At 33.0% G+C, this 21527-nt stretch carries 22 protein-coding genes; 8 read left to right on the top strand and 14 right to left on the bottom strand.

Going from position 1 to position 21527, the window contains the following annotated elements:
* Positions 1-509 precede the first annotated feature (509 nt).
* The 4 genes from NJT12_RS20415 to NJT12_RS20400 form a co-directional block, all read right to left on the bottom strand.
* Positions 510-1562: an NAD(P)-dependent alcohol dehydrogenase gene (locus tag NJT12_RS20415; RefSeq protein ID WP_271337794.1), complete on the bottom strand. Its 1053-nt coding sequence runs from the start codon at positions 1560-1562 to the stop codon at positions 510-512.
* Between the two features lie 324 nt (positions 1563-1886).
* Entirely contained in the window at positions 1887-2291 is a 405-nt protein-coding gene (locus tag NJT12_RS20410; RefSeq protein WP_271337793.1) for a cupin domain-containing protein, read from the bottom strand.
* Between the two features lie 96 nt (positions 2292-2387).
* Positions 2388-2804 (bottom strand): (R)-mandelonitrile lyase, encoded by a 417-nt coding sequence (locus NJT12_RS20405; protein WP_271337792.1) that lies wholly within the window; start codon positions 2802-2804, stop codon positions 2388-2390.
* Positions 2805-2992: 188 nt separating this feature from the next.
* Positions 2993-3865 (bottom strand): helix-turn-helix domain-containing protein, encoded by an 873-nt coding sequence (locus tag NJT12_RS20400; protein ID WP_271337791.1) that lies wholly within the window; start codon positions 3863-3865, stop codon positions 2993-2995.
* Between the two features lie 385 nt (positions 3866-4250).
* Here NJT12_RS20400 and NJT12_RS20395 point away from each other — a divergent pair, with 385 nt between their 5' ends.
* From NJT12_RS20395 to NJT12_RS20380, 4 genes are all read left to right on the top strand, one after another.
* Positions 4251-4841, top strand: a complete 591-nt coding sequence (locus tag NJT12_RS20395) for a TetR/AcrR family transcriptional regulator (RefSeq protein WP_271337789.1) — start codon at positions 4251-4253, stop codon at positions 4839-4841.
* A 63-nt stretch (positions 4842-4904) separates the two neighbouring features.
* A complete protein-coding gene (locus NJT12_RS20390; protein ID WP_271337787.1) occupies positions 4905-5354 on the top strand; it encodes a PaaI family thioesterase in 450 nt (149 codons plus the stop codon).
* Positions 5355-5669: 315 nt separating this feature from the next.
* Positions 5670-7220 carry a DHA2 family efflux MFS transporter permease subunit gene (locus tag NJT12_RS20385; RefSeq protein WP_271337786.1) on the top strand — a complete coding sequence of 517 codons (1551 nt, stop codon included), beginning with the start codon at positions 5670-5672 and terminating at the stop codon, positions 7218-7220.
* A 130-nt stretch (positions 7221-7350) separates the two neighbouring features.
* A complete protein-coding gene (locus NJT12_RS20380; protein ID WP_271337785.1) occupies positions 7351-7578 on the top strand; it encodes a hypothetical protein in 228 nt (75 codons plus the stop codon).
* Between the two features lie 717 nt (positions 7579-8295).
* On the opposite strand, the gene NJT12_RS20375 is transcribed toward NJT12_RS20380, so the two are convergent.
* Positions 8296-8424 (bottom strand): hypothetical protein, encoded by a 129-nt coding sequence (locus NJT12_RS20375; RefSeq protein ID WP_271337784.1) that lies wholly within the window; start codon positions 8422-8424, stop codon positions 8296-8298.
* A gap of 296 nt (positions 8425-8720) precedes the next feature.
* Between NJT12_RS20375 and NJT12_RS20370 the strand changes: the two genes are divergently transcribed.
* Complete coding sequence (locus NJT12_RS20370; protein WP_271337782.1) at positions 8721-9104, top strand: hypothetical protein; 384 nt, start codon at positions 8721-8723, stop codon at positions 9102-9104.
* 76 nt (positions 9105-9180) lie between these two features.
* On the opposite strand, the gene NJT12_RS20365 is transcribed toward NJT12_RS20370, so the two are convergent.
* The 4 genes from NJT12_RS20365 to NJT12_RS20350 all read right to left on the bottom strand — a co-directional run bounded on the left by NJT12_RS20365 (position 9181) and on the right by NJT12_RS20350 (position 11805).
* Positions 9181-9657: a hypothetical protein gene (locus tag NJT12_RS20365; protein WP_271337780.1), complete on the bottom strand. Its 477-nt coding sequence runs from the start codon at positions 9655-9657 to the stop codon at positions 9181-9183.
* 26 nt (positions 9658-9683) lie between these two features.
* Positions 9684-10025, bottom strand: coding sequence for a lysozyme inhibitor LprI family protein (locus tag NJT12_RS20360; RefSeq protein ID WP_271337778.1), 342 nt, complete (start codon positions 10023-10025; stop codon positions 9684-9686).
* 127 nt (positions 10026-10152) lie between these two features.
* Positions 10153-11247 carry a hypothetical protein gene (locus NJT12_RS20355; RefSeq protein ID WP_271337775.1) on the bottom strand — a complete coding sequence of 365 codons (1095 nt, stop codon included), beginning with the start codon at positions 11245-11247 and terminating at the stop codon, positions 10153-10155.
* Between the two features lie 63 nt (positions 11248-11310).
* Positions 11311-11805 (bottom strand): TlpA family protein disulfide reductase, encoded by a 495-nt coding sequence (locus tag NJT12_RS20350; RefSeq protein ID WP_271337774.1) that lies wholly within the window; start codon positions 11803-11805, stop codon positions 11311-11313.
* A 211-nt stretch (positions 11806-12016) separates the two neighbouring features.
* On the opposite strand from NJT12_RS20350, the gene NJT12_RS20345 reads away from it, so the two are divergent.
* Positions 12017-12319 carry an ArsR/SmtB family transcription factor gene (locus tag NJT12_RS20345; protein ID WP_271337773.1) on the top strand — a complete coding sequence of 101 codons (303 nt, stop codon included), beginning with the start codon at positions 12017-12019 and terminating at the stop codon, positions 12317-12319.
* Positions 12320-12325: 6 nt separating this feature from the next.
* The gene (locus tag NJT12_RS20340; protein ID WP_271337772.1) at positions 12326-13432 is read left to right on the top strand and encodes an NADH:flavin oxidoreductase; all 1107 of its coding nucleotides are present in this window, start codon (positions 12326-12328) and stop codon (positions 13430-13432) included.
* Positions 13433-13734: 302 nt separating this feature from the next.
* On the opposite strand, the gene NJT12_RS20335 is transcribed toward NJT12_RS20340, so the two are convergent.
* The 5 genes from NJT12_RS20335 to NJT12_RS20315 form a co-directional block, all read right to left on the bottom strand.
* Entirely contained in the window at positions 13735-14130 is a 396-nt protein-coding gene (locus NJT12_RS20335; RefSeq protein ID WP_271337770.1) for a hypothetical protein, read from the bottom strand.
* 397 nt (positions 14131-14527) lie between these two features.
* Positions 14528-15661 carry an acyltransferase family protein gene (locus NJT12_RS20330; RefSeq protein WP_271337768.1) on the bottom strand — a complete coding sequence of 378 codons (1134 nt, stop codon included), beginning with the start codon at positions 15659-15661 and terminating at the stop codon, positions 14528-14530.
* 181 nt (positions 15662-15842) lie between these two features.
* Positions 15843-16490, bottom strand: a complete 648-nt coding sequence (locus NJT12_RS20325; RefSeq protein WP_271337766.1) for a DUF1349 domain-containing protein — start codon at positions 16488-16490, stop codon at positions 15843-15845.
* 277 nt (positions 16491-16767) lie between these two features.
* Positions 16768-18984, bottom strand: a complete 2217-nt coding sequence (locus NJT12_RS20320) for a glycoside hydrolase family 3 C-terminal domain-containing protein (RefSeq protein ID WP_271337765.1) — start codon at positions 18982-18984, stop codon at positions 16768-16770.
* Positions 18985-19195: 211 nt separating this feature from the next.
* Positions 19196-20839, bottom strand: coding sequence for a DUF6377 domain-containing protein (locus tag NJT12_RS20315; protein ID WP_271337764.1), 1644 nt, complete (start codon positions 20837-20839; stop codon positions 19196-19198).
* A 203-nt stretch (positions 20840-21042) separates the two neighbouring features.
* Between NJT12_RS20315 and NJT12_RS20310 the strand changes: the two genes are divergently transcribed.
* The gene (locus NJT12_RS20310) at positions 21043-21387 is read left to right on the top strand and encodes a 5-carboxymethyl-2-hydroxymuconate Delta-isomerase (protein WP_271337763.1); all 345 of its coding nucleotides are present in this window, start codon (positions 21043-21045) and stop codon (positions 21385-21387) included.
* The last annotated feature ends 140 nt before the right edge of the window (positions 21388-21527 follow it).

The raw sequence follows: 21527 nt of genomic DNA, 5'->3' as shown, positions 1-21527 counted from the left end.
GATAATGCACCGAAAAATACCTGCTAAAAGCTTATATCAGGAAAATGTAATTAATTCCATCTTTGAAAAATCAAAGGGTTCCAATTATAATTGGGCTGAAAGACAATTGGCCCAGCGTTCCTTGACTGATAAAAAAGACAGTTCCAATACATTATAAAGATAGTGAATAGCAACGATTTAACCTAATGTTTTCACAAAAAAACCTCAGTAATTTGAGGTTTTTTTTGTGTTTTTAAATGATGATTAATTACTCTTTAAACTAGCTATAACTTTTGATTATATTTGTTGAAAAAATGTACATTTCAATTTAGATTTGTGTACATTTCATTTTTTCGATTATAAATTAATAATTAAATCGTCTCCGTTTTTTAAAACAATAAAAAAAGGCCTGACTATTTTCAAGTCAAACCTTTTTTTATTGTTTATGCTTGCTTTTTAGCTCGTGCAATCCAGATATCTATCGGGAGCAAAGTAAAAAACCTTTAAATCTTTGCCACTTTGAACCTTTGTTACTTCAAAGAAGCCATATCAATTACAAAACGGTATTTAATATCTCCTTTTAATAATCTTTCGTAAGCATTGTTTACCTCATCAACGCCAATTAATTCGATATCTGCGGTAATGTTGTGTTCTGCACAAAAGTCCAGCATTTCCTGAGTTTCAGCAATTCCGCCAATTGCAGAACCGGCAAAACTTCTTCTTCCTAATATTAGACTGAACGAAGTTACCGGAAGCGGTTCCATAGGCGCACCAACTAAAGTAAGAGTTCCGTCTACTTTAAGTAAGTTTAGATAAGAATCGATATTATGTTCTGCAGATACACAATCTAAGATAAAGTTTAACGATTTTGCATATTTTGCCATTTGTTCAGGATCTGTAGACAAAACTACTTCGTCTGCACCCAAACGTTTTGCATCTTCGGTTTTAGATAATGAAGTTGTAAAAACTACCACATGAGCACCCATTGCTTTCGCCAATTTAATTCCCATATGTCCTAAACCGCCAATACCAACGATTCCGACTTTTTGTCCGGGACCAACATTCCAGTGCTTTAAAGGAGAATAAGTTGTAATTCCTGCACATAATAAAGGTGCAACTCCGGCAAGATCAAGTTTGTCTGAAATATGCAATACATAATTTTCATCGACTACAATACTTTGAGAATATCCACCAAAAGTCTGACCTCCTAAATGAACGTCAGGAGAATTGAATGTTAAAGTACTTCCTTCATCACAGAATTGCTCTAAATCATTTTTGCAATGCTCACATTCTCTACAAGAATCAACCATACAGCCTACTCCGGCCAAATCGCCAATTTTAAAATGCTTTACGTGATCGCCAATTTTTGTTACTCTACCTACAATTTCATGTCCAGGAACTATTGGATAAACCGTTCCGTGCCATTCGTTTCTGGCAGAATGCAAATCTGAATGGCAAATTCCGCAATATAAAATCTCGATTTCGACATCATGTGATAATACCGTTCTGCGTTGTATGTCTAATGTTTTTAACGGTGCTTCGGCAGCTTCTGTACCAAAGGCTTTTATGTTTTTTGTTTCCATTTAAAAATATTTGTTTAAAGTTTCAGGTTTTCTTTGTTTTTAGGTTTGAAAAATGCCACGAAGGCGCTAATACACGAAGGTTTTTGTTATATTGAAAATGACACGAAGTTATTTTGCTTTCTTTGGGTTAATTTCACGTAGATTTAATTTAAAATAAGATTAGTTCAAATCTTTTTTAAATCTGCGTGAAAAAAATATTTCGTGCAAAGTCCAGTCCACGACGTTTCGGGATCGGGAGCAAAGTTTTCTTTTGTAATACGCTTTTAAGTTTTGAGTTTTTTACTTAGTAACTTAGAACCTTAGCAACTCAGAAACTTAAAAAATCTATTTTCCAAAACTAAAATACTCTTCATCTGTTACACTCTCTAACCAGATTCCTTTTCCTTTGTCGATTTCTGTAATTATGCTAATGTGCGAGAATCGGCTAAAAGGTGTTGCACCATACCAATGTTCTATGCCAGGTAAAATTGTAATTACCTCATCTTTATGAAGCAAACGAATTGTAGCGCCTTTTTCCTGAAAATAACCTATTCCGTCAGTAGCGATAAATAATTGTAAACTTGCATTAATATGCCACTTGCATCTCGAACCGGGCTCAAAAGAAATTTCTTTAATAACCGTATTGTCCGGATGAATATTGCTGGTTTGTTTTTTATAAGAAACATCACCAGTCATGAAAGTATTTGGGATTTTTCCCTCTTCAATAGCAGAAGTATAAAGTGTTGACATAAAATTGATTTTTTGAGATTGGATTTTTATTTAAATAAGATCTAATAAAACCGTTAATTAATACTTAGATCTCGCCAGACAACACTACTACTGTAATTATTTAAAGTTATTGTATTGTTCGTCTGTTACTGGTTCAAGCCAGTCTACAATACCTTTTTCGGTATTGGTACTAATTGCAATATGAGTAAATTCACTTTCTGGAGAAGCTCCATGCCAATGTTTTACTTCAGGCTGAATATTGACTACATCGCCCTCTTGCAATAATTGAATTGGTTTTCCATCTTCCTGATAATATCCTGATCCTTGTGTTACGATCAGGATTTGTCCGCCGGGATGTGTATGCCAATTATTTCTTGCTCCGGCTTCGAAAACTACATTACCAACAGCAGTATTTAAAACGGGATCATTGGGAACGAGCATTTTTACCCACGCTTTTCCTGTAAAGTAATCTGCCGATGCTAAATCTCCTTTTGGGAAAATGGTTTCGTTTAATTGATTTTTTGTTGCTTTCATAATTATTTGTTTTTAATATCAGTGCCAGAAACTAAATTAGAAAGCTAGAATGCGCTTTATAGAAGTTGTATTTAGTTAGCGAAAAACCGATAAGTAGTTAATACTAATTATTTCACGGCAAAATTACTTTAGCAATGACAATCAGAAATAACGATAATCAAACAAAAAATTAAGAATATGAAACAATTTTACATTCTTAACGATTTGGGAATTGTTCCGGTAAGTCTTTTGAAATAATTATTAAAATAGCTTGGATATTCAAAACCCAGTGAATATCCTATATCTGCAATACTCCAATCAGTATGTTGCAGCAATGCTTTGGCTTCGCCAATGATTCTTTCGGTAATATGTGCCGTGGTAGATTTTCCTGTAATTTCTTTTACTGAACGGTTTAAATGATTTACATGTACAGCAAGACTTTGTGCATAATCCTGAGGCGTTTTTAATACTAAAGGCTCATTTTTTGTTTCTATTGGAAATTGTCTTTCCAATAATTCAAGAAATAAAGAGGTAATTCTGGAAGAAGCATTTTTATGTTTAAAGAAATTTTCTGTAGGTTGCATTTTCATCGATTCATGCAAAATCAAATTGATATAATTACGGATTAAGTCATCCTTAAAAACATAATCGGTTTCTTGTTCTTCTATCATTTTCCTGAACAATGAATCTATAAACACTTTCTGATCAGTTGATAAGGCAAAAATTGGTGTTCCGCCAATTTTAAACAAAGGAGATTCATGTAGACTTTCAGAACGATCATTAGCTTTTAAAAACTCTTCGGTAAAAACGCATGCATATCCGTGAAAAACCGATGAAATAATTTCCCAGGAATATGGAATATGTGGATTTCCAAAGAATAATATTGTGCCATCAGTTTCTATACCACGATCTGCATAATGAATCAAACTTTTACTCGTGTTAATGCAAATCTTGTAGAAATCCCTACGATTATAGGTCGGAATTTTACTTATATCTTCATTTACTTCGTACACTTTAAAGCCTTTCAGTTTTAAATCGTTAATACCAAGTTCCGCAGCCTGAGATTCTAATTGATCTTTCATATTGCAAAGTTATGAAAATCAAACAAACAATATCGTTTCAGGTTTCAAGTTTTTTTAGTTTCAGGTTTCAGGTTTCAGGTTTGAAATGAGAATAAAAAATTAACCATAGAGTTACACAAAGTTTTCTATAGTAGATTGTCTTGACAAACACAAAGAACGCAAAGCTTTGTCAATTAACTTAGCTAACTTTCTATTTTAAAATTGTAAAAATAGTATAAGACTTTGAGTCTTTGCGCGATTAAAAAAGACTTTGTGTAACTTCTGTGGTAAAAATAATATGCTTTAAGTTTCACGGCAATGTATAGAAAACCTGAAACAAAATAAACCCGTAAAAAATTGTTTAATTATACCAATCGGTATATATTTGCATTTAAATTTACCAATCATGAGTAAAGCTGAAAAAACAAAGCAATTTATTATCGAAAAAACTGCCCCTCTTTTTAATATGAAAGGATACAGCGGAACTTCGATGAGCGACATTACCACCGCTACAGGGCTTACAAAAGGGAGTATTTATGGTAATTTCGAAAATAAAGATGAAGTTGCTATCGCCGCCTTTAAGTTTAATGTAAAAAAACTTCAGGATACTTTTGCAAGAGAAATTGAAAAGCAAACTACTTTTAAAGATAAATTACTGGTTTATCCCCGACTCTATTCTGATTATTCTGATTTAAGATTAACACAGGGAGGCTGCCCAATTATTAATACAGCCACAGAAGCTGATGATACTCATCCTGTTCTTAGAAAAAAAGTCAAAAACACTATTCTGGCCTGGAAAAATAAATTAGTCTACTTTATTGAACAGGGAATTATTGCAGGAGAATTTAAAGCCAAAGAGATCGATCCTGAAAAAACGGCATTGACTATAATTGCTATTATCGAAGGAGCTGTAATGATTTCTAAAATAACCGGCAACTTATCTAATTTATCTACTATTATGCTTTCGCTTAATAGGATTATTGATGATCTGGAATAACATTTTTTCACAATAAAATATACCAATTGGTATAATAAATAATCTAATATAGATCAAAACAAAATGGAAACAAAAACAAGATTACAAGTATTACAAGATCACATTGACGGAGAATTTACTGCGTCACCGTCGCCCTTTATGCTCTGGATGAAACCTATAGTAGTTGCTGCCGAAGAAGGTACAGTTACTTTTAAATATTTGGTTCGCGAAGAAATGTCTAATCCTGTCAAGAGTTTGCATGGCGGCGTAACGGCTGCAATTGCTGATGATTGCATTGGAGCTACGATGTTTTCTCTTCATGAAGAAACTTTTTATACTACAATTAATCTTGTTGTTGATTATTTTGCTCCTGCTTTTGTTGGTGATACGATTATTGCCAAAACAGCGATCATTAGAAAAGGAAAACAAATCGTAAATGCACAATGTGAAATCTGGAACAAAGATCAAACCAGATTAATTGCAAGAGCAACTTCTAATCTTCTTAAAACCAATATTATCAAAAAAGAATTGTAAATATTTATAACACAAATTCTGTCGGTTTTCATATAAATCTATGAGTGAATAATTTTTTACGCAGATTAAACAGATTTTTAAAATCAGTAGCTGTGATTTTTAAACACATACAAACATAGATTTTGTAAACTTAAAAAAAGGCGTTTCACTTTACATCAATTCACATAGCTATGTGAAAGAAACGTATTTCTTTTTGACACCTCTTTATTTCTATATAACCTATGTTTCTATGTGTTTAAAATTTTACGCATTACTGCCTAATATTTAAATATTTTTTTTTATTAAAAATATACCAATCGGTATAAAAAAATTATTATGACACCATTACACCGAAAACTACTTATTTTCACAGTCATTCTGGCTGCGATTATGGAATTGATTGATATATCGATCGTAAACGTAGCGTTGTCTCACATGAGCGGAAACCTAGGCGCAACGCTGGAAGATACTTCTTGGGTAATTACTGCTTATGCTATTGCAAACGTAATTATTATACCTATTACAAGCTTTTTGAGTGCCAACCTTGGTCGACGAAATTATTATATTGGATCTGTTATTCTCTTTACTTTCTGTTCTTTTATGTGCGGACATTCTTCGAATATCTGGATGCTGGTATTTTTCAGGTTTTTTCAGGGAATTGGCGGTGGTGCCTTATTGTCAATATCTCAGGTTGTCGTTTTCGAGCTTTTTCCAAAAGAGAAACAATCGACAGCAGGAGCATTATTTGGAGCAGGAATTTTCATAGGCCCCACAATAGGACCTACTCTTGGTGGTTATATTACCGAAAACTATGATTGGCCGTGGATCTTTTTGATCAATGTGCCAATTGGGATTCTTGTAATGATTTCTTGTTATTTTCTATTAAGAGAACCTGCTGTTAAACCTGAAATAACCAAAGTCGACTGGACTGGAATTGCTTTATTAGCAATTGGAGTTGGCGCATTACAAACTGTTTTAGAAAGAGGCGAAGTCGAAGATTGGTTCGAAACCAGATACATTATTGTACTGACTATTATCGCAATTTCTACATTATTAACGTTCATTTATTGGGAACTGACAATCGAAAAGCCGGTTGTGAATCTTAGGGTGCTAAAAAGCAAGTCCTTAAGTATAGCAGCAATTCTAACCTTTGTAACGGGATTTGGTATGTTTATTTCGATATATATCACTCCGGTTGTGGCACAACGCCTTTTGAGTTTTTCTCCTTATCAAACCGGATTGCTTTTACTTCCGGGAGCTTTAATGGCTTTACTGGCTTTAAAATTATGTGGTACATTATTACAAAAAGGAGTTTCTCCTGTTTTAATTATTGCTACGGGATTTCTATTGTTTATTTATTTTAATTGGAGAATGTCCGGAATGACTTTAAACACAAGTGCTTCTGAGGTGGCAACTTCTCTTATTTTTCGTGCCTTAGGTATGGCGTTACTAACTGTTCCGCTTACAATGCTGGCTGTTTCGTCTCTTGATGACAAAGATGTCGGTCAGGGTGCAGCACTTAACAATATGATGCGACAATTGGGCGGTTCTTTTGGCGTTTCGATCATTAATACCTATGTTGCGCACCGATTTTATGCACATCGAAATGAACTTGTTTCAAATATTACGTCCTATAATATAACCGCCGTGGATAGAATAAATGCCTATACAAAATACTTTCAAAACAAAGGTTTTGCTTATAATGAAGCAAAACTAAAAGCACTTAAATTAATGGAAAATGTCGTACTGAAACAATCTTCTTTATTGAGTTACAGAGATGCCTTTTTTCTTGTTGGGTTGTTTTTTGTGGTGACATTACCGCTCCTTTTATTTGTAATGAGCAAATCGAAAAAACCAAAAACGAATATGATTATTTCAGATCATTAAATTATTTAAACACATAAAAATATAAATTAAAGATTGTAATAGATGTCACCCCGCTGGGGTTTTATGGAACCTAATTAATATTTTTCTATAAATATGACATCCCGCTGGGATTTATTTGCCCTGTCTATTAATGATAACGAAGCATTATATTGACAATAAATTAATCGTTAGTATTGGCAGAACTTCTAGGATTATCATATTAATGGAAAATGTCGTTCTAAAACAATCTTCTTTATTGAATTACAGGGATGCTTTCTTTTTTATTGGATTGTTTTTTGTGGTGCCATTACCGCTCCTTTTATTTGTAATGAACAAATCGAAAAAACCAAAAACGAATATGATTATTTCAGATCATTAAATTATTTAAACACATAAAAATATAAATTAAAGATTGTAACAGATGTCACCCCGCTGGGGTTTTATGGAACCTAACTACTAATTTTCTATAAATATGACATCCCGCTGGGATTTACTTGCCCTTTATATTAATGGTAACGAAGCATTATATTGACAATAAATTAATCGTTAGTATTGGCAGAACTTCCAGGAGTATCATATTAATAGAAAAATATCATAATCTATATTAAAATTCCAGAGGAGCGATATATTTATAGAAAACAGATACAGCATTTCGTTAAAGCTCCAGCGGAGCAACATATTTATAGAAAACAGCAAATATTCTTATCAAAGCTCCAGAGGAGCGATATATTTATAGAAAACAGATGCAGCATTTCGTTAAAGCTTCAGCGGAGCAACATATTTATAGAAATCAGCAAATATGCTTATCAAAGCTCCAGAGGAGCGATATATTTACAGAAAACAGATACAGCATTTCGTTAAAGCTCCAGCGGAACAACATATTTATAGAAATCAGCAAATATTCTTATTAAAGCTCCAGAGGAGCGATATATTTATAGAAACAGATACAGCATTTCGTTAAAGCTCCAGCGGAGCGACATAAATTTTACAAACTATTTCTTCTGATTAACATTCAAAATACCAGACTTTAATCCTTTCGCGGAAGCCGATAAAGCTACTTCATTTCACTTTCCTTTTTTTGTGTATCGTATAAATGTCATAATGAAAAATGCCAATCTTTGTCGATTAAAATCAATTCTCTATCTGATTTATTTTGAGCCAATGAACTAAAAGTGACTAATAGAATAAAATACAAAAAAGTTTCTTTGTGAGAAATAGTTTTCATAAGTAATGCAATTAGATAGTGCGATAAAAATATGTCTTTTAAACGAAATAAATTAATAGACTTTTATCAAAATCTGATCGTCAGTTGTATCATTACCAAGTCTTTTTTGAAAATAGAACGTATTATTTTCACCTTAAATATTCTTCTAATTTTTCTCTTTTACTAATTGAATTACAAGCAAATAAATTGCTTTGTTAAAATTTAGAATCATTCTAATGCCTCTCTTTTATTAAATTATTTTGTTTTGATGTAATTTTATATTGAAAATTAACTTAAACAAAAAAAATATTACAATTATGAGTGTTATTAAAGATGAAAATAAACTTATTAGCACCATTAAACGTGTCGATCAAAAAATCGACAAACTTAATGATCAAAAGATCATTGCCTTTTTTGAAGCTCTGGGTTTAACAGAAAGAGAGGATATTCCTAAAAATTTCCTCGAATGGGAGACTATACTTATTGTCGTTCCGGATCGCCATATATCGCACGAATTAAAATATTACAAATATTCGATTGCAAGACTTTCTTTCGTCACAAATCCGAATGCACAGGAAATTCATGTTTTCGATTTTAATGAATGGAAAAATGTTACCCGAAATAAAACGCAATTTCAGATTAGAGAAATGCTGAAAACAACTTTTGGCGGTGTTCGGGATCATTCAGACAGACTAAACTGAGGTTATTGGTTTGTATCTCGTTTTTCTTGTTGATCATCTTTGTCAAAATTTAAAATTTTGACAAAGATTCCTAATCCTAGTCTATTTTAATTTCAAAAATCCTGACAAATTTTTGCTCTAATTTCTTCCACTTTCTTTCCTCTTTCCATCTCGAATAGAAAATAATTATAAGCATAAACAAACTTACAATTGTAGTTGCCTTTCTAAGTCCTCTTCCAAAAAAAAGGAAAAATACATTTAGTGCTATCAGAAAAACTACTGGAGAAAATCTTACCCAAAGCAACTGAAACTTGCTGTTAGGTTCAATAACATAGCTTATTTTAAGCACATTATTGACATTCTTGTATTTTCCTCTTATTATAAAATAAGTTGGTGATGTTGGTGAATTTAAAGTCAGACGAAAACTTTTATCATCAAAAAGTCCATAAAAAGGCTTTGTTCCGCCAAATCGGGGAAATATTCTAAGCAAATTTAATTCTGCTTTTAGAGAACCTATTTCTGTATTATCCTTTAATCTTGTTCTAAATTCAGATAAACTGAGCCTTGATTCCATTGAGCCATTTTATTTTGAAAGCAATGTTACATTTTTTTAATGAGTTCTTTTACTCTTGAAAGAATATAATTGGCTTTTTCGTCAAAAACAACCATATCAAAATCGCCGCTTCCTTCTACAAAATGTCCTTCTTTTTTAGTATCAGAATATACCTTTTCGAAATACAGATCACGTTTCTTTATCCAGTCTAATTGTTCTTTTTTTAATTTTGATTGCTCTTTAGAACTTAATTTAAGTTTTAGGTTCTTATAGGAAACATTCAGCAAACTATCTGAATCATTGTAATACTCAATAGCACAATTCTTCATTCCGTTTCCGCTGTCCAGACATTTCTGATAAGAAGTTTTCAATATACTGACTGTTTCCATTGTTTGCGCATTACAATTGAACGAAAACAGTATAAAGAATAATAGTATCGATTTTTGAATCATGATTTATTTTTAATATTTAATTTATTACATTTTGTTCGAAAACATATTTATTAGATTTTCTCTTTTATTTGGATCTACGCAATTCCATTGAGCCATAAACAGCTCCCATCGCTTCAAAAACTTCATTTTGATTTTCGGTTTGCGTCCAGCCTTTTTTCGAAAGTTCAGATCGTACTTCTTCTCCGGTTTTCCCCTTTATAAAATGATAATTACAAAAATCTAAAACTTCAGTCGGAATTTTCCTTAATTGATAAGATGCTATTATTGAAATTAGCTTTAAGTAGGCTACAAAATAAGTTAATACTAACTGTAAGCCCCAGCTTAAAACCAATCCTATCCAACCTGTATTTAAGGTTTTAATGGTCAATCCTTGCAAAAGCCTAATTTCTATAAATTGTAAAAAATTAATTCCTTCTAAGCTGTTTTCCCTTAAAATAATTTCATATTGAAAATATTGATTCGAAAAATAGGTTAAAAAAACCATTCCATACAATAAAAAGCGAATTTTAGCCAACTCTGTAAAATTTGACCATTGAATCAGATACTTTAATGAAAAAGCAATTGCCAATCCTACTAATACCTCAAACAATCCAATCAAATAAATTCCGTACACAGAAATTTCTGCAATAACAAAACCAAGTCCTAAAGATATTAAAAGGCCTCCAATAACCAAAATTGAGAAATTTTTATTTCTGGGCGTAGTTGGCTCTGCCAGTTTTTCAGGAATGATATAATCATCCCAATTATTCTTCTTTTCAGTTTCTCTCTCCAGTTCATTTAAAGCTTCCCGATCAAACTCTTTTTCCGTCTCTTTAAAAACATGAATAAAGAGTCCTACTCTTTTAGAATTCCTCCCATTATCCCAGATTTCATTTCCTAAGGATTGACTTTGCACCACTACATTTCCATGATTAAAAGTAATTGTAATTGCTTCAGTCCACTTTTCAATTCCTAATGCCAGTTCTTTTCTTTTTGCTTCAACTGAATTGTCATCTTTAAAAACCACATCCCATCCCAATTTTAAAACTGCCTTTTCTACAATAGGAATAAAAACAATTTTACTCAAAGAGGTACGAAATTCTTCTCTATACTTGGGCGTCCAGTTAAAGCTATGCTTTCTTTTAATTGTCCTTTCGTAACTCTTTAATTTTTCTTCCATAGTTTTTCAGATTCTAAATCCTCTCTTGCAATTGTATCAACTTATTATAACTCTATTTCAACTTTATTGTGCCTCTAACAAACTTTTAATCTTTTCATTCAATGCATTACCATGAATGTTTTTAGCTAAGATAATTCCGTTTTTGTCGATCAAAAAGTTTAATGGTACTGATTGAAGTTTATAATCCCCTACAACAGGAGAATTCCAATATTTCAAGTCACTAACATGTGTCCACGTCAATTTTTGTTTTGCGATTGTAGCTAACCAAAGTGACTTTTTAGTATCCATCGAAACGCTGTAGACAGAGAACTTACCTGTATAGGTATTGTTTAGTTTTATCAATTCCGGTTGTTCCTTAATACAAGGTCCGCACCATGAAGCCCAAAAGTCAATTAAAACTAAATCTCCTCTGAGAGAAGAAAGCGCCACATTATTTCCTTTTGTATCGGGCAAATCTATTTCAGGAGCAATATTACCAACATCAGTTCCTACGACCTGGGCCGTTGAAGTTGTTGTTATACAAAATAAAAATCCTAGAATAAGTAAAGTTTTTTTCATAGTTGGGTTAAAGTTATTTATTTGGGGGCATTTTAGTCTTGTAATCCCGATGGACATCAGTATTGCGAGATTAATTCTTCACAAGCAAATATAAATTTTCTTTATTAAAATCCTCCACTGTTTCATACAACTTCCTTCTCCTTGATCTTAAATTTTTGCTAAATATCTTTCTTTAAATTGACATATCGGGAAAAGTCGATATATTTACACCATGGAACATCTAGAAATTTTTAAAGCACTCTCTAATAAGTCCAGATTGCAAATGTTGGAATGGCTAAAGGAACCTGAAATAAACTTTCCGGATCAATTGCAGCATGCAGGATTTGAGCACGGAGTTTGTGTGGGACAAATACAAGCCAAAGCCGGCTTAACGCAATCGACAGTTTCTGAATACCTGTCTATTCTACAACGTGCAGGATTTATAGAATCTAAACGCGTTGGTCAATGGACTTACTATAAACGCAACGAAGGTGCCTTTGAAGCACTCAGTAAATTAATTCAATCTAATTTGTAAATTACTATGAGTACAAACAACCTGTTTTCGCCATTTAACTTAAAAACGTTAAATCTTAAAAATAGAATCGTAATGGCGCCAATGACGCGCTCATTTTCTCCAAACGGAGTTCCAACTGATGATGTAGCTTCTTACTACCAAAAAAGAGCTGAAGGTGAAGTTGGATTAATATTATCTGAAGGAACTGTTATTGACAGAGCTTCTTCATCAAACGACGCTAATGTTCCTCATTTTTACGGCGAAGCTGCTTTAAATGGATGGAAAAAAGTGATCTATGAAGTTCATGCTGCCGGAGGTCAAATGGGACCACAAATCTGGCATATGGGAATTATGGACAATCACCATTCAGGATGGGTTCCACCAGTTCCTTTTGAAGGACCTTCCGGATTAAACCGACCTGATTTTAGAAATGGTGTTACTATGTCTGAAAAAGATATTGAAGACACTATTATTGCTTTCGGAAAAGCTGCTGCTGATGCTAAAAGACTAGGTTTTGATACGATCGAAATTCACGGAGCACATGGTTATTTAATCGATCAGTTCTTTAGAGCTGAAACTAATTTACGTGATGATATTTATGGTGGGAAAACGCTGCCGGAACGTAATCGTTTTGCTATTGAAGTAATTAAAGAAATCAGAAAACAGGTTGGGAATGATTTCGCTTTAATTATGCGATTTTCTCAATTCAAACCTTCTGACTACAACTATAAACTAGCTAAAAATCCACAAGAATTAGAAGCCTGGCTTACGCCGCTTGTTGATGCCGGGGTTGACATTTTGCACTGTTCTCAACGTAGATTCTGGGAGCCTGAATTTGAAGAATCTGATTTAAACTTTGCTGGTTGGGCTAAAAAAGTTACAGGGGCACCAACTATTACTGTAGGTTCTGTTGGTCTCTCGGGAGATTTCTTTGGTGCATTTGCAGGAGAAAGTTCTCAACCAACATCTCTTGAAGAATTAAACAGACGTTTTGACAGAGGTGATTTTGATTTAGTTGCCGTTGGAAGACCTCTTTTATCTGATCCTAACTGGGTGGCTAAAATTAAAGCCGGTAAAACAGATGAATTGAAAGGTTTTAGCAAAGAGGCTTTGGGAGCTTTAGTGTTAGAATAAGTTTTTAAAAAAGGTTCAAAGGAACAGAGGGACAAAGTTTTTCTGATTGAACTAAAATATAAAAAGGGATAAGCTTAATTGTTTATCCCTTTTATTTTACACAAACTTTTCGGTATCTATATCTTACAGGCCTACTTCTGTCTGTATACGCAAATTGCCCACAGATAAAACGGGTTGTACGGATGAAACACTTATTCAAAATCATCTTTATCGTCTGATTCAAAAAAATCATTTGGATCAAAAGGAATATCATCATCGGGATCTTTGTCGTGCGCATTTACACCTGGCGGATTGAATAATCCCTAACTGTCTTTAATATAATTCCATTGATCAAAACTGGCAACCCAATCAATAAACAGTAAGCGAAATTCATCAATAGTGCTTCTCAACAAATCGATATAATCATTATCTGTAATGCCTTCTTCAAAACGTAAACTACCTGCCTGAACATATAATTCTCTTGCGGCCTTTCGAATAATAGCCGCATTTTCCATTCTTAGATCATATACATCTGCTGCTTCTGCACCGGCAATTTTTACAGGAATAATCATTGCATTTTTACGCATAAACTGGACAGTTGTTTCTTGTAAAAATTCATTATCCGGTGGAATAATCTGGACAAGTCCTTCTGTAAGTTTAAAAATTTGTTCTGCCTTTATATAAATTGGCATTCTATCAGTGTTGTCTGGATTTGACATTTTTTTTTGCAAATAAATTTAAAACATTAATAAATACAAATAATAAGAAGTTCTTTTCCTCATTTCTTCAAATGCTTCCAAAATCTTTCTAATCTTTGTAATCTGTGGCAAAAAATGCTCTTAAACTCTTAGTTTTATTTTTTGTTTGTCGATATACCTTGCGTAGATGCACTGCTGTGCATCTCTACGATTATACATATCTACAATTGTCTACTTTTTTTAAATTGTTTATTTCTACATGAAACTATAAATACAAAAGGGATGAAAACATGAAAGTTCATCCCTTTTCTGAATATCTATAACTAACAAAATTTTAGAAATTCAAGATCTTTCTGTAGTTCAAAGGGACGAAGTTTTTCCTTTGAACCTCTGAGCCATTGAACCTCTGAACTTTATTTTAAGAAATTTTTCTTTTTTGAAATTTATTCTGAAGCCAATTACGCACTGGTTCATCGTAGAATTTCAAACATAAATACGCTATTGTGATACTGGAAATTAAAACTCCAATTCCAATCAGGTAACCGTCTTTTAGAGGAACTTTATTATCGATTACCCAAGCTGTATACCAGTAAATTAGTGGGTAATGTATGATATAAATTGGATATGAAATATCTCCCAATGCTTTGCATATTTTAACCGAAACTGCATTTTTTATTTCGCCTCCTGCTCCAATGGCAACAATTAATGGGAAAAAGAAAATAATCACAATTGATTCATATAAACCATTCATCCATAAAGTGTTTTCGTCTCCAATTCTTGGTATCGAAAAAAGAACTACAATTAAAATACTGCAAACCCAGAAAGCTCCTTTTATATGAATTAACTTTCCTAAACGTGAAAGCAAAACTCCTGCAAAAAATGGATATAATAAACGGGTAAAACCAACATTCATTTGCTCTAAGTTTAAAGACCAGCCGCCAATAACATCCCCTTTTGGTCCAAAAACGGTATAATTAACCAGCATTGCTGCGAATATAAAAACAAAGATTCCTAAAACCTTATTCGAGAATTTACGAAAGAACAAGGCATACAAAATATTAGCAATATATTCGAAAAAAAGTGACCATGCAGGTCCGTTGAGCGGATGCATTTCGCCCCAGCCTCTGATTTCCATCGATGGCGGAATTGGCAGTAATGTAAACCCAATTATCATTGTTAAAATCACTTTCCAAGGTGCCATTCCTGCAATTTGCGGAAAAACATCTGATGCCTGAAAATAGTAGAAAATGGCTCCAATAATCATTCCCATAATGACCATTGGCTGCAAACGAATTAAACGTCTTTTATAAAATTCCCATTGGGTTAACTTTCCCCAGCGATCATCATAAGCATATGCTACAACAAATCCGGATAAGAGAAAAAAGAAATCGACAGCCAGGTAACCGTGATTAATAATTTGTTTAAATCGGCTTCCTTCATTAAAGGCTTCTAAAATATGAAAGACAACTACTAAGATAGCAGCTACTCCCCGCAAGCCGTCTAAAATTTCATAATGTTTTTTTGGTTTAATATCAACAGAAATTGAACTCATGTTGTTTTTTTGTGGTTAAAGGTTAGTTGTTTTTTTGGTATTAGCTAAAATAATATATTTTCTAAACAATCTCAGTTTTGTTAAGATAGATTAACTGCAAAGTTCACAACGTTTTTTGCGAAAAAATGTAAGGAAGAATTTTAAACAAAGTATAAAATAATCTCATCATCTATTTGCTCAATTACTGATGACTTTTAAGCCATTCTAATCTGCGTTGATCCGGTAAATGTGTTACCTTAAAATTTTCGAATTTAGCTTCGAAACCTTTTCCGTCTGGTGATGCGGCCATTAAGCCAACCATAACTGGTGTGTTGTCCTGCAACGGCGCATTTCTGGTCATAATATAATTTTTGTCATCATAAGAAAAGAAAACCTCAACGGCATCTAATCTTCTCACGACTTTTATCCATACAAATGGCGGTGCTTTTTCTAAAGTAGTCACACTCCAATCGCTTTTATCATGCGTCACAACTGTACTGATATTAAATTTTCCATCAACAAATTCAACTCCCGTTTTAATGTAGTTTTTTTCATCGATACGAAGCATTAATCCCATTTGGTCAAAACGGGCAATATAGTTGCCGGTTAATTTTACTTTAGCTTCAAATTCCCCTCCATAAGTCGCAAAATAAAATGGGGCATCATCTACGGTAAATCCGTAATGTGAAATACGCCAATAGTCACTGTTGGCTGTGACATTCATGATTAAAGCATTATTTTTAATTTCCCATTTTTCAGGTTCATTAAACCATTGCATTTTATTTAAAGTCTGCGCCGAAAGATTTTGCGCCAAAAACAAGGTCATAACGCTAAGTACAATTTTTCTCATTTAAATTAATTTAACAATTAATATCTTTTTTGAACCATTAAGAGATTAAGAAAATTAAGTTACAATGCTTAATCGTTCAGAATGTCTTAATGCTTTTTTTAAGCTTAGTAACCACAAAGCTTAATGAAACTTAAAATCTTAATGATACATACTTTTTTAGTCCAGTAACCATAAAGCTTAATTTTCTTAATCTCTTAATGGTAAAATCATTTTAAAAGTAAAGCTGCAAATTTTTACACTTGCAGCTTTACAACCAACCAATTTAGAAATAATGAAATTATTTAAGTGAGAACCCCACTTTAGATTTTATATCTGTAGAAGATGCCCCAACGATTGCTTCAAAAGCTCCCGGTTCAGCAACCCAGTCGTGTTTTTTATCATCAAAAAAGCTTAATGCTGTTTTATCTACTGTAAAAGTTACTGTTTTTTCTTCTCCTGCTTTAAGCGCAATTTTCTCAAATCCTTTTAATTCTTTTATCGGACGTGGTAATGAAGATTTTAAATCACTGATATAAAGCTGTACTACTTCTGAACCTTCTCTCGATCCTGTATTTTTTACTTTAACAGAGAATGTAATTTGATCTCCAGCAGCCATTTGTTTTTTGTCTGCTGTTACTTTTCCATATTCAAAAGTCGTATAACTTAAACCGTGACCAAAAGAGAATAATGGTTTTGCTTTTTGTTTGTCTGCCCAACGGTATCCAACAAAAATGCTTTCATTGTATTTTACTTCGTCACCACCAGGAAATTCTCCTAATGCATGAGCTCCGTTATCTGCTAATTTTACAGGAAAAGTAAAAGATAATTTTCCTGAAGGATTTACATCTCCAACCAAAACATTAGCCAACGCACTTCCTGCTTCTGTACCTAAAAACCATCCTTGTACAATTCCCGGAACTTCTTTTACCCACGGCATCGCCACAGCATTTCCTGAAATATTTACAAAAACCACATTTTTATTTACTTTAACCAAGTCAGCAATTAATTTATCCTGACCGTATGGTAAACCCAGTTCTTTACGATCATGTCCTTCTGCATCCTGATTATCACTTTTATTCAAACCTCCAATAAAAAGAACAATATCAGCGTCTTTAGCTATTTTTAAAGCCTCAGCAGATAATTCTGCAGGAGAACGTTTTTCTTCTAAACTTACTTTTGCTACTACTCCATTATACTCACTTGTTGGATCTCCAACATAACCACGAGCGTAAACGATTTCAGCCTGGTTTCCAATTCTTTTCTTTAATCCTTCAAGTGGCGTAATTTCATATCTTGCTTTAAGCGAAGAACTTCCTCCACCTACGGTCATCATTTTGATTGCATTTTCACCAATAACTGCGATTTTCTTTGTTTTAGAAAGGTTAATTGGTAAAATATTATTGTTGTTTTGTAGCAATACAATTCCTTCTTCGGCTATTTTACGGCCAGCATCTGCATGCTCTTGTGTTCCAAAAGAACCAAAAGGTCTGTTTCTGTCCATTGTAGTTAAGAAAGACAAACGTAAAATACGACGTACTTTTTCGTCTAATTCTTTAGTTCCAACCTGACCTCTGGCGATCATATTAGAATATGGTTTTGCCAGGTAATAACTGTCGTAAGCATTACTGGCACCTTCAGTAAGTCCGTTTGTCCATGAACCAAACTCCATGTCCAAACCGTTATGAATTGCTTGTTTTGTATCATTAACTCCACCCCAATCTGACACTACAACTCCTTTGAAACCCCATTCTCCGCGAAGAATATCATTCAATAAAAATTCGTTGTGGCAACATTGCTGTCCTTTGTATTTGTTGTATGAACCCATAATAGCCCATGCATCACCTTCCTGAACGGCAGCTTTAAAAGCCGGCAAATATATTTCGTATAACGCACGATCATCAACAATTACATTTACTGAGTTACGTTTTGTTTCCTGATTGTTTAAAGCGAAATGTTTTACACATGCAGCAACTCCATTGGCCTGAACACCTTTAATATAAGGAACAACCATTTTTGCAGCTAAGAAAGGATCCTCGCCCATGTATTCGAAGTTACGTCCGTTTAATGGCGTTCTGTAGATATTAACTCCTGGCCCTAACAATACGTTTTTGTTACGATAACGAGCTTCTTCTCCAATCGATTTACCATATAAAGCTGATAACTCTTTGTTCCAGGTTGCAGAAAGTGCTGTAAGAGCCGGAAATGCAATACAAGAATCATTTGTCCAGCCAGCCTGATCCCATTCGTCCCATTTTACTTCAGTACGAATTCCGTGTGGTCCGTCAGTCATCCAGTTTTCAGGAATCCCTAAACGTGGTACACCTGGTGAACTGAATTTTGACTGCGCATGAATCATGGCAATTTTCTCGTCGGTTGTCATTCTTTTAAGAGCATCTTCTACACGCTCATTAATTGGCTTTTTATCATCTAGATAAACCGGAACTTTATTCTGTGCATTCACACCGATAGAGCTCAACAAAAGTAAAACAACAATTGTTTTAACGTTTTTAAACATAACTATTAATTTATTAAAGCATTTAATATACAATATAAAAGGGATTATAAAAACGTATAACCCTTTTAATAATACCGTAAAGCTAAAACGTTATAGTTCGTTTTGAATTTTTAAACGAAAAAAAGTAGTAAAACAAAAAATCAAGTATTTGATTTACAGATATTTAATTAAAAATATACCCCGAAAAAAGTAGTGATTTTAAAATAAAAAACTACACTTTTAATGATATTAAACCAATTTTAATGACCATTTCTTCAAAATCATTTCTCGAAACTGCAGCTTTATTTCGGGCTCTAGTACGATAATTATAAATTGTGCTTAAAGAGTAACGAAGAAAGGCTGCGATCTTTACGCTGTCATTAATTCCTAATCTAATCAAAGCAAAAATCCGAAGTTCAGTGTTGAGTAATTCGCCCTGCTTTAAAACGATCTGTTCTTCCTTAATTAAAAGTGCATTGAAATCTTTGACGAAAGTGGGATATAAATTCAGAAAGATAATATCAAAATTTTTATACAATTCTTCGAGTTCATTATCAACCAAAGTAGTTGATTTTAGCATTTTATAAATCTCATCAAATTGTTTTGCATTCGCCTTTTTATTTAAAATAATGCGATAATTTTCCAACTTATTGATGTAAGTGGAACAAAGGCTGAAAAAGTGCGCTATATACTCTTCCTTAATATGATTGGATTCTGATAATTGCGCATTACGTTCCTGCAGCTGATTATTTGTTTCTGTAATATCTTTATTTAATTCGGCTAATTTCTGACTGGTTTCATAAAGTTCTCCTCTTATTTTAGAAACTTTTTTCATTTGTTTGTAAACGTAGATAACGGCTACGATCAAAAATGCCGAAAGCAGACTAATGCATAAAAGATACAATTGAAGTTCGGTTTTTCGCTGTGCTTCTCTTTCTAAATATACGGTATTGATAATCGAATAAACCTGTGACATTAAAAGCGTACGAAACTGAACATTGCAGTACAGTGCATCTTCGACAGCTGATTGCGTTAATTTATATGCCATATCAACATCGCCAATTTCATAAAAAACCTGTGCTAATTCCTGAAGCGATGCATTGTCTTTATTGGCATTTTTTAAATCTGAAGTGGCTGAAAGTGCGTAATATTTTTTTCTTGGCTCGAGCTGATGTCTTTCTTCATAGATGCTTCCCAAAAGATAGGTAACCATAGCATATTGCGGATTATCTTCTTTGATGGTATTGAATAATTGCAACAATTGCTTCTCAGCAATGGCAAGCTTTTTCTGAGACATGACTTGTTGAATCTTTGTGATCTGATAGTTTAGTGTATTAGGTTCTAAAACTGTCAATAATGAATCACGGTATTTTCGTATTTGCTGAATGTACTTTACATCATAACTATTAGCAGCGTAATGTTCGAAAAACTCCCGATATGCTACGTAATAATTTTGAAGCAGGGATTTTGAAAGTGTTTTTTTATCTATGCTTTTTAACAATGCTTCAGATTCACGGTATTTTCCAGAAGAAGAATAAAGTGTTACGAGTTGCAGGTTCGCTAAATTTAGTAATTCCTGATCATGAAGTTCATTGGCGATTTTAAGGTTCTTTTTTACATAAAAAATAGCCGAATCTGAATTGAATTTTTGATATTCTGTATAAAGAGTTTTGTTGTAATTATACTCTTGCTCCCTGGTTAGATTTTCTGACTTTATTTTTTTAAAATTCAAAATACGTTCTTCTTTTAGACGAACATAATTGCCTTTATTTCTCAATGCATCATTTAGTTTTGCCAAAATAGTATCTGTACTATCCGATGAATAAACAGGATTTGCCAATAGAACTAAAAAACAAAGCAACAGATAATTTTTCAAACCAATTTGAGATATAATGAGATTTCACAAATATAAGAAAGTGTGAATACAAAAAATGATTTTTTTATAAGTCGCAAATTTTAAATTTCGTAACAAGTAAAAGAGACTTTAAAAAAACAAACACAAAGAAACCTCCTTACACCAATTGGATTTTTGTAAATTTGATTGTACTCAATTTCTATAATCTAAAAATACATCTACAAATGCCTCATTTTATCATTGATTGCTCAGAAAATGTAATTCGTCTAAAATCTGCAGAAGACATCATGCAGGATGTTTTTAACGCTGCATTATCAACTGATCTTTTTACGGAGTCTGAAATTAAAGTACGTATTAATCCCTTTGCGTATTATAACAACGGCAATTCCTTAAACGATTTTATTCACGTTTTTGCGTACATTATGGAAGGCCGAAATACAGATCAAAAAGCAAAACTCTCTAAGGCAATTGTTATTAAGCTGAATGAAGTACTTCCTGAAATTCCGGTAATTTCGATTAATATAAAAGATTTTGAAAAAGCGAGTTATTTTAATAAAACTATGATCTAAAAAATGACAACTCGAGTTTGTCATAAGCAGTAACGAATTTATTGCCACAGATTAAAGATTAAAAGTGATTTCACGTAAAATAAGCACAACAATTGTCTTTTCGACCGAAGGGAAACTAGAGATAGCGAACAGACGAAGTA

It is taken from the genome of Flavobacterium azizsancarii (genome assembly GCF_027980145.1).
Classification (GTDB): Bacteria; Bacteroidota; Bacteroidia; order Flavobacteriales; family Flavobacteriaceae; genus Flavobacterium; species Flavobacterium azizsancarii.
The sequence above is the reverse complement of the archived record's forward strand: the minus strand, read 5'-3'. Positions and strand labels throughout refer to the sequence as shown.

Coding starts and splice junctions, on each gene's coding strand:
- NJT12_RS20350 (WP_271337774.1), bottom strand. CDS start 11,805: ATGAAAAAAACTTTACTTATTCTAGGATTTTTATTTTGTATAACAACA.
- NJT12_RS20310 (WP_271337763.1), top strand. CDS start 21,043: ATGCCTCATTTTATCATTGATTGCTCAGAAAATGTAATTCGTCTAAAA.
- NJT12_RS20355 (WP_271337775.1), bottom strand. CDS start 11,247: ATGGAAGAAAAATTAAAGAGTTACGAAAGGACAATTAAAAGAAAGCAT.
- NJT12_RS20320 (WP_271337765.1), bottom strand. CDS start 18,984: ATGTTTAAAAACGTTAAAACAATTGTTGTTTTACTTTTGTTGAGCTCT.
- NJT12_RS20370 (WP_271337782.1), top strand. CDS start 8,721: ATGAGTGTTATTAAAGATGAAAATAAACTTATTAGCACCATTAAACGT.
- NJT12_RS20340 (WP_271337772.1), top strand. CDS start 12,326: ATGAGTACAAACAACCTGTTTTCGCCATTTAACTTAAAAACGTTAAAT.
- NJT12_RS20405 (WP_271337792.1), bottom strand. CDS start 2,804: ATGAAAGCAACAAAAAATCAATTAAACGAAACCATTTTCCCAAAAGGA.
- NJT12_RS20415 (WP_271337794.1), bottom strand. CDS start 1,562: ATGGAAACAAAAAACATAAAAGCCTTTGGTACAGAAGCTGCCGAAGCA.
- NJT12_RS20365 (WP_271337780.1), bottom strand. CDS start 9,657: ATGGAATCAAGGCTCAGTTTATCTGAATTTAGAACAAGATTAAAGGAT.
- NJT12_RS20360 (WP_271337778.1), bottom strand. CDS start 10,025: ATGGAAACAGTCAGTATATTGAAAACTTCTTATCAGAAATGTCTGGAC.
- NJT12_RS20330 (WP_271337768.1), bottom strand. CDS start 15,661: ATGAGTTCAATTTCTGTTGATATTAAACCAAAAAAACATTATGAAATT.
- NJT12_RS20410 (WP_271337793.1), bottom strand. CDS start 2,291: ATGTCAACACTTTATACTTCTGCTATTGAAGAGGGAAAAATCCCAAAT.
- NJT12_RS20345 (WP_271337773.1), top strand. CDS start 12,017: ATGGAACATCTAGAAATTTTTAAAGCACTCTCTAATAAGTCCAGATTG.
- NJT12_RS20385 (WP_271337786.1), top strand. CDS start 5,670: ATGACACCATTACACCGAAAACTACTTATTTTCACAGTCATTCTGGCT.
- NJT12_RS20400 (WP_271337791.1), bottom strand. CDS start 3,865: ATGAAAGATCAATTAGAATCTCAGGCTGCGGAACTTGGTATTAACGAT.
- NJT12_RS20390 (WP_271337787.1), top strand. CDS start 4,905: ATGGAAACAAAAACAAGATTACAAGTATTACAAGATCACATTGACGGA.
- NJT12_RS20325 (WP_271337766.1), bottom strand. CDS start 16,490: ATGAGAAAAATTGTACTTAGCGTTATGACCTTGTTTTTGGCGCAAAAT.
- NJT12_RS20380 (WP_271337785.1), top strand. CDS start 7,351: ATGATAACGAAGCATTATATTGACAATAAATTAATCGTTAGTATTGGC.
- NJT12_RS20395 (WP_271337789.1), top strand. CDS start 4,251: ATGAGTAAAGCTGAAAAAACAAAGCAATTTATTATCGAAAAAACTGCC.
- NJT12_RS20335 (WP_271337770.1), bottom strand. CDS start 14,130: ATGTCAAATCCAGACAACACTGATAGAATGCCAATTTATATAAAGGCA.
- NJT12_RS20375 (WP_271337784.1), bottom strand. CDS start 8,424: ATGAAAACTATTTCTCACAAAGAAACTTTTTTGTATTTTATTCTATTA.